General features: G+C 48.3%; 5 protein-coding genes and 2 tRNA genes. 4 read left to right on the plus strand and 3 right to left on the minus strand.

Annotated features, from left to right (window positions below; translation table 11 throughout):
* The first annotated feature begins 35 nt into the window (after positions 1 to 35).
* The 3 genes from ptrA to recD are packed head-to-tail and all read left to right on the plus strand — an operon-like array spanning position 36 to position 8,308.
* A complete protein-coding gene (gene ptrA, locus Q1A40_RS12095; RefSeq protein WP_300000398.1) occupies positions 36 to 2,924 on the plus strand; it encodes a pitrilysin in 2,889 nt (962 codons plus the stop codon).
* Positions 2,924 to 6,466 carry an exodeoxyribonuclease V subunit beta gene (recB, locus tag Q1A40_RS12100; protein ID WP_300000400.1) on the plus strand — a complete coding sequence of 1,181 codons (3,543 nt, stop codon included), beginning with the start codon at positions 2,924 to 2,926 and terminating at the stop codon, positions 6,464 to 6,466. The genes ptrA and recB overlap by 1 nt, the downstream gene beginning before the upstream one ends.
* On the plus strand, positions 6,467 to 8,308 hold the full coding sequence (gene recD, locus Q1A40_RS12105; RefSeq protein ID WP_300000402.1) for an exodeoxyribonuclease V subunit alpha: 1,842 nt from the start codon (positions 6,467 to 6,469) through the stop codon (positions 8,306 to 8,308).
* 69 nt (positions 8,309 to 8,377) lie between these two features.
* Here the strand turns inward: recD and argA are convergent, their stop codons facing one another.
* Positions 8,378 to 9,709, minus strand: coding sequence for an amino-acid N-acetyltransferase (gene argA, locus Q1A40_RS12110; protein WP_300000404.1), 1,332 nt, complete (start codon positions 9,707 to 9,709; stop codon positions 8,378 to 8,380).
* Between the two features lie 223 nt (positions 9,710 to 9,932).
* Between argA and amiC the strand changes: the two genes are divergently transcribed.
* Positions 9,933 to 11,183 carry an N-acetylmuramoyl-L-alanine amidase AmiC gene (amiC, locus tag Q1A40_RS12115; protein WP_300000406.1) on the plus strand — a complete coding sequence of 417 codons (1,251 nt, stop codon included), beginning with the start codon at positions 9,933 to 9,935 and terminating at the stop codon, positions 11,181 to 11,183.
* Between the two features lie 108 nt (positions 11,184 to 11,291).
* Here amiC and Q1A40_RS12120 read toward each other — a convergent pair.
* Positions 11,292 to 11,368 (minus strand) — tRNA-Met (locus Q1A40_RS12120).
* 54 nt (positions 11,369 to 11,422) lie between these two features.
* Positions 11,423 to 11,499: transfer RNA gene (locus Q1A40_RS12125), tRNA-Met, on the minus strand.
* Positions 11,500 to 11,509 lie beyond the last annotated feature (10 nt).

Genomic DNA, 11,509 nt, shown 5'->3' on the forward strand with positions numbered 1-11,509 from the left:
TTGAGAGTAATAGGTACGTAAGACGAGGTTTTTTTATGCCGAAACGCATCAAGAGATTTACTGTTATTTGTTTGTCTATTTTTGCCCTTTGGGCACCCAGTTCCTATGCGGAGAGTGGATGGCAGGTGCTTCCTGACACCATTCGAAAAAGCGAAAAAGATCCTCGCGAGTATCAGGCAATTCGTTTAGATAATGGCATGATAGTGCTGCTGGTGTCGGACTCTCAGGCCGTTAAATCACTTTCTGCTTTAGTGGTTCCGGTAGGATCGCTCGCCGATCCGGATGCGCATCCCGGGCTTGCTCATTATCTTGAACATATGACGTTAATGGGGTCTAAAAAGTATCCGGACCCGGATAGTCTGGCTGAATATCTCAAAAAACACGGTGGCAGCCATAATGCCAGTACTGCACCTTATCGCACTGCGTATTATCTGGAAGTGGAAAATGATGCCTTGCCGGGAGCGGTTCAGCGCCTTGCTGATGCTATTGCAGAACCGACTCTGGATCAAAAATATGCCGATCGCGAACGCAACGCTGTTAATTCAGAATTAACCATGGCGCGTTCTCGCGACGGAATGCGTATGGCTCAGGTCAGTGCTGAAACGTTGAATCCGGCACATCCTGGTTCACGTTTTTCCGGTGGAAATCTAGAAACGCTCAGTGATAAACCAGACAGCTTACTGCGGGATGCATTATTAACTTTCCGGGATAAATACTACTCTGCAAATTTGATGCGAGCGATTATCTATAGCAATAAACCCTTACCAGAACTGGCTGAAATTGCCGCAAATACTTATGGTTTGGTGGAGAATAAAAATATTGAACCACCTGTGATTAATGTTCCTGTGGTTACTGAGGCCCAAAAAGGGATTTTTATTCACTATGTGCCAGCCGTACCGCGCAAAGCAATACGTGTTGAATTTCGTATCGATAACAATAGCGATAAATTTCGGAGTAAAACCGACGAGCTAATCGGCTATATGATAGGTAATCGTAGCCATAATACACTCTCTGACTGGCTACAAGAGCAGGGACTTGCTGACAGCATTAGTGCCAGTGCTGATCCTATGGCAACCGGTAATAGCGGTGTATTTTCTATCACTGTTTCCCTGACTGATAAAGGACAGGCTAATCGTGATGACGTTGTGGCAGCCATTTTCTCCTATATTAATACGTTAAAAACAGAAGGCATTGATAAGCGTTATTTCAACGAGCTTTCTCATGTTCTGGATTTGGACTTTCGATATCCTTCTATTACGCGTGATATGGATTATGTCGAATGGTTGGGCGATATGATGTTGCGTGTTCCGGTATCTCATGCTCTTGATGCGGTAAATATTGCAGATAAATTTGACCCTGCGTCAATCCACGCTCGCATGGAGGAAATGACACCGCAGAATGCACGCATCTGGTATATCAGCCCTGAAGAACCCCATGATAAAACCGCTTATTTCGTTGATGCGCCCTATAAAGTCGATAAAATTTCGAGCCAGACTATGGCGACATGGCAGCAAAAAGCAGATGCTCTGAAGTTCGACTTGCCGGTGCTGAACCCCTATATTCCGGATAATTTCACCGTCTATCATGCAGATAAACAGTACTCGCACCCGGAAATGTTGCTGAATGAAGATAATGTCAGGGTGATGTATATGCCAAGTCATTATTTTTCGGGGGAGCCGAAGGTGGATGTCACCATGATATTGCGTAACCCTGATGCCATGAACACGATGAAACACCAGGTTCTGTTTGCCCTGAATGACTATCTGGCCGGTTTAGCTCTGGATGAACTGAGCCAGCGGGCTGCGGTGGGTGGAATTGGTTTTTCTTCGCATGCCAATAGTGGATTAATGATTACTGCTAATGGTTATACCCAACAGTTACCCAAGCTTTTTGAAGAGTTAGTGAGTGGGTACTTTTCTTATACTCCAACAGAAGAGCAATTCACCCAGGCCAAGTCCTGGTACGCTCAGATACTGGATGCCGCGGATAAAGGCAAAGCCTATGAACAAGCTTTGCTTCCAGCCCAGGTTATCTCTCAGTTACCCTATTTTCAACGCAAGGATCGCAAAGCGTTATTACCGACATTAACGTTGAAAGACCTCCTGGAGTATCGTGAAAATTTAAAAAGTAACTCACGTGCAGAGTTCCTGATAGTGGGTAATATCACCCCGGAACAGACAAAAGCACTTGCACTTAATGTCAGAGATGCGCTGAAGCTGAAGGGGTCTGAATGGACTCGAAACAAAACTCTTCTTATCGATAAAAAGAATCAGGTTATTTTTCAGCAGCCAGGAAGCAGCAGTGATTCTGCTCTGTCGGCTGTTTATGTGCCAACAGGTTATGATGAAGCGACCAGCGAAGCCTACAGCTTAATGATTGGTCAGATTATCCAGCCATGGTTCTATAATCAGCTCAGAACTCAAGAACAGCTGGGTTATGTGGCCTCTGCTTTTCCTGTGGCTATCGGTCAGCAGTGGGGCGTGGGGTTTGTCCTTCAAAGCAGTGATAAACAGCCAGCCTACCTCTACCAGCGTTTTACTGAGTTTTATCCGGTGATTGAACAACGGTTACGTGATATCAGCCCGGAGGATTTTGCACAAATTAAGCAGAGTGTCATTGGCCTGATTCAACAGGCTCCGCAAACTCTGGCGGAAGAAGCGTCTCAGTTGAGCAGAGATTTCGACAGACGTAACAGCGCCTATGACTCCAGGGAAAAAATAGTCGAGCAAATTAAAACGCTGACACCACAAAAATTGGCTGATTTTTTCCACTCAGCCGTGATTGCCCGACAGGGTATGGCGATGCTGTCACAAGTTTCTGGTAGCGAAGGTGGTGTTGCAGATTATGCCAAGCCTGAAGGCTGGAAAGTGTGGGATACCGTCAGTGAGTTACAACAAACTTTACCTGAGGCCAGAGAAAAATAATGTCCGATATCACCGTTCAGTCACTTGATCCCTTAGTCTTGCCACTGCACGGTGAACGGTTAATAGAAGCCTCTGCAGGAACAGGAAAGACATTTACTATCGCTGCACTCTATCTAAGACTTATTTTGGGCTTAGGGGGCACTCAGGCCTTTCCACGCCCCCTCTCGGTGGAGGAGTTGCTGGTAGTAACCTTTACTGAGGCCGCAACTGAAGAGTTACGTGGCCGTATTCGTTCGAATATTCATGAATTGCGAATCGCCTGTATTCGTAATCATACCCGGAATCCGCTACTGGTCAGTTTATTGGCTCAAATCGAAGATAAAAATCTGGCGGCGAGAACGCTGTTGTTAGCGGAACAACAGATGGACGAAGCGGCAATTTTTACTATTCATGGTTTTTGTCAGCGCATGTTGAGTCTGAATGCTTTTGAATCAGGGATGCTGTTTGAACAGCAGCTATTGGAGGATGAAGCGTCGTTACGTCGCCAGGCTTGTGCTGATTTTTGGCGTCGTCATTGTTATCCGTTACCGAAAGCTGTGGCTCTGGCCGTCAGTGAAGAGTGGTCCGGGCCTGATGCCTTATTACGGGATATCAGTCACTGGCTACAGGGTGAAAAACCGGCGCTTAAACAGCGTCCGTCAGATGATGAAACTCTGATCAGTCTGCATAACAAAATTATTGCCAGTATCGATGCGTTGAAACAACAGTGGCTTGTTGCTGCAGGCGAATTACAGGCGTTGATTGAAAACTCGGGTGTGGATAAACGGAGTTACAGCAGTAAACATTTGCCGAACTGGCTTACTATCGTCGGTGACTGGGCGCAGGCAGAAACGCTGAGTTATCAGCTTCCGGACGCACTGGCAAAATTCTCTCAGGCAACGCTTGCGGAAAAAACGAAAAAGGGGGATGTGCCCAGCCATCCTCTATTTGTGGCGGTAGAAAGTTTGCTGGCTCAGCCACTGACGCTGCGTAACCTGGTTATTACTCGTGCGTTGGCAGAAATTCGTGACCAGGTACAGTTCGAGAAAGCACGTCGGGGAGAGCTAGGCTTTGATGATATGCTCAGTCGTCTTGATAACGCCTTGCATCAACCGGGAGGTGAGGGGCTGGCCGCCTCTATTCGCCAGCGTTTCCCGGTGGCAATGATTGATGAGTTTCAGGATACCGATCCACAGCAGTACCGTATTTTTCGTTCCCTGTATCTGCAACAGCCGCAGACCGCTATGTTACTGATAGGCGATCCTAAACAGGCTATTTATGCCTTCCGTGGTGCTGATATTTTTACCTATATCAAAGCACGAAATGAGATAAGTGTGCACTATACGCTGGATACCAACTGGCGATCATCACCGGCGATGATCGCGGCAGTAAACAGGTTATTTCAGCAAGTGGAATCGCCTTTTTTGTTTAACCAGATCCCTTTTTTACCTGTCTTATCTGCAAAGAAAAACGAAAAAGCGCGATTTACTCTGTATGGTGAAACACAGCCTGCGCTTAAATTCTGGCTCCAGCCAGGGGAAGGGACAGGGGTTAATGACTATCAGCAAGCAATGGCTATGCAGTGTGCGAGACAAATACGTGACTGGCTGACCGCGGGCCAGCAGGGGGAAGCGTTGTTGTGGCAAGGTGATACCGCCGCTGCCGTTGCTGCCTCTGATATTACGGTATTGGTTCGTAGCCGCCATGAGGCAACAATTATCCGCGATGCGTTAAGCCGCTTGAATATCCCTTCGGTATATCTTTCCAGCCGTGACTCGGTGTTTGCCACCCCGGAAGCTCGTGAGTTGTTATGGATTTTACAGGCGGTACTGGCCCCGGAGGTTGAGTCTACGTTGCGCAGTGCAATGGCAACCAGCATGCTGGGACTGGATGCCCATGAGCTGGATGCACTGAATCAGAGTGAGACTGACTGGGACAGGTTGGTTGAAGAGTTTTTATTTTATCGTCAGCTCTGGAATCAGCGTGGCGTAATGCCGATGTTACGGGCCTTAATTAAAAAACGAAGAATTGCCGAAGATTTGCTGGCTACTCCCGCCGGGGAGCGGCGTTTAACCGATATCTTGCATATCAGCGAATTACTGCAAGAAGCATCCATTGAGCTTGAAAGTGAACATGCATTGGTTCGTTGGTTGGGTCAGCATATTGCTGAGCCCGATAACAATGCCTCCAGCCAACAATTGCGCCTTGAAAGTGATAAACATCTGGTGCAAGTGGTGACGATACATAAGTCAAAAGGTTTGGAATATTCACTGGTCTGGCTACCTTTTGTGACGAATTATCGCCAACAACAGAGCGGTATCTACCACGATCGCAGCACTTATAACTCTCTGCTCGACTTAAGTGATGATGAAGAAAGCCAGCGTATGGTGGAAGAAGAGCGTCTGGCGGAAGACTTACGTTTGCTCTATGTTGCGATGACGCGCTCAGTCTGGCACTGCAGTATCGGTATCGCGCCTTTATTCCGTGGTTCTCGATCTAAAAAAGGACTGACTGATGTGCATCTCAGTGCTTTGGGATATTTACTGCAACAAGGCACGGCGATGGATGCTTCAGGGCTTGCGAGTCAGTTACAGCAACTGGAAGGTGATGCCATTAGCGTTGAAACGTTATCCTCGCCGGATGATACCCCCTGGCAACCGATTGTCACAGTACGGCCAGAACTGGCAGTGCGTTATTTAACTCGACCAGTCGCCGATAATTGGCGTGTTACCAGTTATTCAGGGCTTCAGCAGCGTGGCGGACATTCACTGCTGGAGCTAATGCCTCGTCTTGATGTTGATGCCGCGAGTGATGTCGTTGCTGAAGGTTCGCAGTTACTGACGGTACATACGTTCCCACGCGGAGCTTCACCTGGTACTTTTTTACATAGCCTGTTTGAAAATATTGATTTTAACCAACCAGTAGACAGCGAATGGGTTGCCGAACAGCTACGTAATCAAGGGTTCGGTGATGAATGGCAACCGATGATGACCCGGTGGCTGGCAGAGATTCTTAAGGCTCCGTTGAATGCGAGCGGAGTCAGCCTGCAACAGTTAACTTCCCGACAGCGACATGCTGAACTTGAGTTTTATCTGCCGATTGTCAGCGAGCTACAGTCAGTCAAACTCGACAGACTGATAAGGCATTATGATCCTCTGTCGGCTGATTGTCCGGCACTGGATTTCCGTGAAGTGAAAGGCATGTTGAAAGGGTTTATTGACCTTGTTTTCTGCTGGCAAGGTAAATATTACCTGCTGGACTATAAATCCAACTGGTTAGGTGAAGAGGGAAGTGCCTATAGTCCGCAGGCAATGGAGCAGGCCATGAAGTCTCATCGCTATGACTTACAATATCAGCTCTATAGTCTGGCACTGCATCGTTATCTACGCCATCGCCTTGCGGGATATGACTATCAGCAGCATTTTGGTGGGGTCATTTATCTGTTCTTACGGGGAATAGAGCAAGATAAACCAGGCCAAGGGATTTTTACCACCTGCCCGGACTGGGCGCTGGTCGAGGCAATGGATCGTTTATTTGCTGGTAATAGCGAAGAGGTCGTATAAATGAGTCTGTCGCAGTTACTTAATCAGGCCGTAGAACTCAAACTGCTGAGTGCATTAGACGAACAGTTTGCCATGATGGTGGCCAGTGATGATCAACCTGCGGTGATGCTGGCCGCTGCGCTGTTAAGCAGTGATGCGGGTGAGGGGCACGTTTGCCTGCCTCTGTCTCGTCTTTGCCCTGAGTATCTGTTTGCCGGACGTGCCCCTGAGCTGGCTTCTCAGCTATTTGCTGAGGCTGGCAACCCTCAGGACTGGGCTCCGCTGCTACTGGCTTCCCATGCCGTAAGCGATGATGACAGTGCAACACCGATTAAACTTGTTAATAACCGTCTCTATCTGAACCGGATGTGGCGTAATGAACAGCGAGTGGCTGATTTTTTTGGAACGCATAACCGCGCAATTATGTGGGATGAATCCAGGGTGCGGGCTGTGCTGGATACGCTATTTGGCTCCAGCGAACAAACAGACTGGCAGAAAGTTGCGGCGGCTGTCGCCTTAACCCGAAGAATATCTGTTATTTCTGGTGGGCCGGGAACCGGTAAAACGACCACGGTTGCTAAGCTACTGGTCGCTCTGGTACAGCTCTCTGTGGATAAGCCATTACGCATTCAACTGGCTGCACCAACCGGTAAAGCGGCAGCCCGATTGACTGAATCATTAGGTTCTTCGCTGCGTCAGTTGCCGCTTAATGATAAACAGAAAAATCTGTTACCGGGGGACGCATGTACCTTACATCGGTTACTCGGAGCACAGCGTCAAAGCCAGAAGTTTCGTTATCATGCTGGCAACCCACTCCATCTTGATGTGCTGGTAGTAGATGAAGCGTCAATGGTTGACCTGCCAATGATGGCTCGTTTAATTGCCGCCTTACCACAACATGCTCAGGTTATTTTTTTGGGTGACAGGGATCAGCTGGCATCGGTAGAGGCAGGTGCGGTACTCGGTGATATTTGCCATTATGTGAATAAAGGTTATTCAGCCGGACGTGCCGGGCAGTTATGGCGCCTGACGGGTTGTGAAGTGCCCGTGGGAGAAACTGTATCTGAAGGTGGGCTCCAGGACGGTTTGTGTTTGCTGCGTAAGAGTTATCGGTTTGGTGACAATTCAGGTATTGGTCAGTTAGCTCTGGCTGTGAATAATAGTGATTTGCCACGTGTTGCTGCCGTTTTTTCCGCAGGTTTCGAGGATATTTCTCATCGGATTTTATTGGAAACCGAAGACTATGCAGGGATGATAGAGGATGTGGTTGAGGGTTATCGTCGCTATTTGCAACTGGTTAACGCTCGGGCTGAACCCTCAGCTATCCTCGAAGCTTTTAGCCGTTACCAATTGCTCTGTGCACTGCGTGAAGGTCCCTTTGGTGTCAGTGGTTTGAATGAGCGCATTGAACTGGCCTTGATGCGCGAGCATTTGATTCATTTGCCAGCAAAATCCGCGAGTCGCTGGTATAGCGGTCGCCCGGTGATGATTGCCCGTAATGAAAGTGCCCTCGGGCTCTTTAATGGCGATATCGGTATCGCTCTGAAAAGTGGGGAAGAGCTGCGTGTCTGGTTCCCGATGCCAGATGGTACGGTGAAATCGGTGCAGCCCAGTCGGCTGCCGCAGCACGATACGGCCTGGGTGATGACCGTTCATAAATCGCAGGGCTCTGAATTTGACCATGCAGCATTGGTGCTACCGAATCAGTTTGTTCCTGTAGTGACCCGCGAGCTGGTCTATACCGCCATCACCCGGGCTAAAAAACGTCTGTCACTGTATGCGGACAAAAAAGTGCTGAATAAGGCTGTCGTGACAGGAACGGAACGACGTAGCGGACTGATGGCCATTTTTTCTGCCATTTAAGAGAATACAGGGTTCTCTTTGTCGACAATCTCAGAGGGAACAGGGTTCCCTCTTTTACTCGCATGTTTTTCAGGTTAAATCTGCCATCAATACCTTTGATTTACGCTGATAGTTATACATTTCTTTTTTACTGGCTGGAAGCTGGTCTACGTCAACTGGCATAAAGCCCCGCTCCTGGAACCAGTGAATACTGCGCGTTGTCAGTACAAATAATTTGTTCAGGCCTATTTGGCGTGCTTGCATTGCTATACGCTGCAACAGCTCTTCACCGCGTGACGAACTGCGATAATCAGGATGAACGGCAACACAGGCCATTTCACCGATGCTCTCTTCCGGGAACGGGTAGAGTGCAGCACAGGCAATAGTCAGGTTATCACGCTGAATAATGGTGAACTTATCGATTTCCATTTCCAACTGTTCGCGCGAACGACGGACTAAAATACCCTGCTGTTCCAGCGGGCTGATGAGATCCAGGATACCGCCAATATCATTGATGGTGGCGCGGCGGATCTGCTCGGCACTTTCCATCACGATTTGGGTACCGATACCCTCCCGGGAGAACAGCTCCTGTAACAACGCTCCGTCTTCCTGGTAGCTAATCAAATGGCAGCGGCGAACCCCACTACGACAAGCTTTTACTGCACCGCGAAGAAAACGCACGGTACCAGAGTGATAATCACCTGTGCTTTCGATAGTCTTGATGCGCGCCTCTGCATCGGCTGGGAAGAGTTCGGAAATGACATTGTCCAGTTCGTCAGTTACCCCTTGAGATGAACAGAAACCGATCATCTTTTCTGCCTTGAGTTTGACCGCTAACTGAGTGGCAATTTCTTCTGACGTCAGGTTAAAACTTTCGCCTGTTACCGAAACGGCCACCGGGCCCATCAGAACAATGGCTCCGTTATCTAACTGGCGATGAATGGCCTCTTCATCAATACGGCGTACACGGCCACTGTGGCAGTAATCAATCCCGTCATCAACCCCAAGCGGTTGAGCGATAATAAAATTACCACTGACCACGTTGATATGAGCCCCATGTAATGGGGTATTACCCAGGCTCATAGAAAGTCTGGCGGTAATATCGAGCTGTAATAAACCTGCCGCTTGTTTTACCAGCTCCAGTGTTTTGGCATCGGTCACGCGTGTTTGCTTATGGTAAACCGGTTCATGATGATGGTAGGCAAGATTGGCATCAATCTGTGGACGTGCGCCATACACCACGACCAATCGTATTCCTAAGCTATGTAACAGACCAATATCATTCACGATACTGGAGAAGTTCTCATGTGCAATGGCCTCACCCCCAAGCATAATGACAAAGGTTTTACCTCTGTGGGCATTAATATAGGGAACAGAATGGCGAAAACCCTGGACTAGCTCGGTTCTACGTTCCTTTACCACAACACAACCTCACTGCATGAATATTCGTATTTAATGTATTTTTATTCTATTGTGACCTCGGGTGCAAGCAGCAATTTCCCTCAAAGCGTAAATTTATTTTCATTATCCATGCAGATCCTTTTCCGAATGTTTACCCTTTTATAGATGACAGTAATACCGTGTTTCGTTAAAGTTTTCGGCTCAAAAAATTATTATCAGATGCCCACTCTTGTTCAGGGGAGCTATGTCAGATTCCAATTCGTTCGTTAGTCGTCGCCGTTTACTTCAGGGGGCAGGTGCCGTGTGGCTATTGAGTGTCAGCAAAGTTGGCTTTGCGGCTTCAAGCCAGGTGGTGGCTGTGCGCGTCTGGCCGGCATCCACTTACACGCGGGTTACACTGGAATCGACCCAGTTGCTTAAATATCGCCAGTTTGCACTCAGTAATCCTGAACGCGTCGTGGTGGACATCGAAGGGGTAAATTTGAACTCCGTTCTGAAGGGATTAGGCAGCCAAATCAGGGCGGACGATCCTTTTATTCGGTCGGCAAGAGTCGGGCAGTTTGACCCTAAGACTGTCCGCATGGTGTTTGAATTGAAACAAAATGTAACACCACAAGTCTTTGCCCTGGCACCGGTAGCGGAATTTAAAGAGCGGCTGGTGATGGATCTTTATCCTGCCAATATGAATAATCAGCAAGATCCGCTGTTAGCCTTGCTGGAAGATTACAATAGCGGTCAGCTGGAGAAAAAAATGCCAGCTCAGCAGGGACCACAGCCCGGTAAAGCAGGGCGTGACAGACCTATTGTTATCATGCTCGATCCTGGTCACGGTGGTGAAGATCCTGGAGCCATTGGTCCGAATAAAACGCGAGAAAAAGATATTGTCCTGAGTATCGCACGCAGGCTGAAAGCGCTGATTGATAAAGAAGGCAATATGAAAGCCTATATGACGCGTAATGAAGATATCTTTATCCCATTAAAAGTGCGTGTTGCCAAGGCTCAGAAGCAGCGTGCTGACCTGTTTATCTCTATCCATGCGGATGCTTTTACCTCTGAAGCAGCGCGTGGATCATCGGTATTTGCTCTTTCCACTAAAGGGGCAACCAGTACTGCTGCAAAATATCTCGCTCAGACCCAGAATGCTGCTGACTTAATCGGCGGGGTGAGTAAAAGTGGCGATCGCTATCTTGACCACACGATGTTCGATATGGTGCAGTCGCTGACTATTAACGACAGCCTAAAGTTTGGTAAAGAAGTCTTACAGCGTATGGGGCGCGTAAATAAACTACATAAAAGCAGTGTCGATCAGGCTGGTTTTGCGGTGCTTAAAGCGCCTGATATTCCTTCTATTTTGGTAGAGACCGCCTTTCTGAGCAATCGTGAGGAAGAGCGTAAACTGCGTACCGCAAAGTTTCAGCAGGAAGTTGCAGAGTCGATTTTGGCAGGAATCAAAGCCTACTTTGCTGACCAATCCACACTGGCACGGCTTGGATAGACCCAATAGAGAAAATATGAAAAAGGGAGTTCAATGGCCAGGGCTGGCTATATATTGAGCATCTGTTAATAACAGGCATAAAAAAACACCTTTCGGTGCCTTGATTATTGGTTGCGGGGGCCGGATTTGAACCGACGACCTTCGGGTTATGAGCCCGACGAGCTACCAGGCTGCTCCACCCCGCGTCCGTCTACTGCTGTTACTGCTATTTTTACTGCTGTCTATGCCGTGGCATAAATTGGTTGCGGAGGCCGGATTTGAACCGACGACCTTCGGGTTATGAGCCCGACGAGCTACCAGGCTGCTCCACCCCGCGTCCGTCTACT

This window comes from uncultured Cedecea sp. (assembly GCF_947498825.1).
In the GTDB taxonomy this organism is placed as follows: domain Bacteria; phylum Pseudomonadota; class Gammaproteobacteria; order Enterobacterales; family Enterobacteriaceae; genus JGM124.

Bases quoted from the DNA above. Each gene is read 5' to 3' on its own strand.
- ptrA (WP_300000398.1), top strand. From the start codon at position 36: ATGCCGAAACGCATCAAGAGATTTACTGTTATTTGTTTGTCTATTTTT.
- recB (WP_300000400.1), top strand. From the start codon at position 2,924: ATGTCCGATATCACCGTTCAGTCACTTGATCCCTTAGTCTTGCCACTG.
- recD (WP_300000402.1), top strand. From the start codon at position 6,467: ATGAGTCTGTCGCAGTTACTTAATCAGGCCGTAGAACTCAAACTGCTG.
- amiC (WP_300000406.1), top strand. From the start codon at position 9,933: ATGTCAGATTCCAATTCGTTCGTTAGTCGTCGCCGTTTACTTCAGGGG.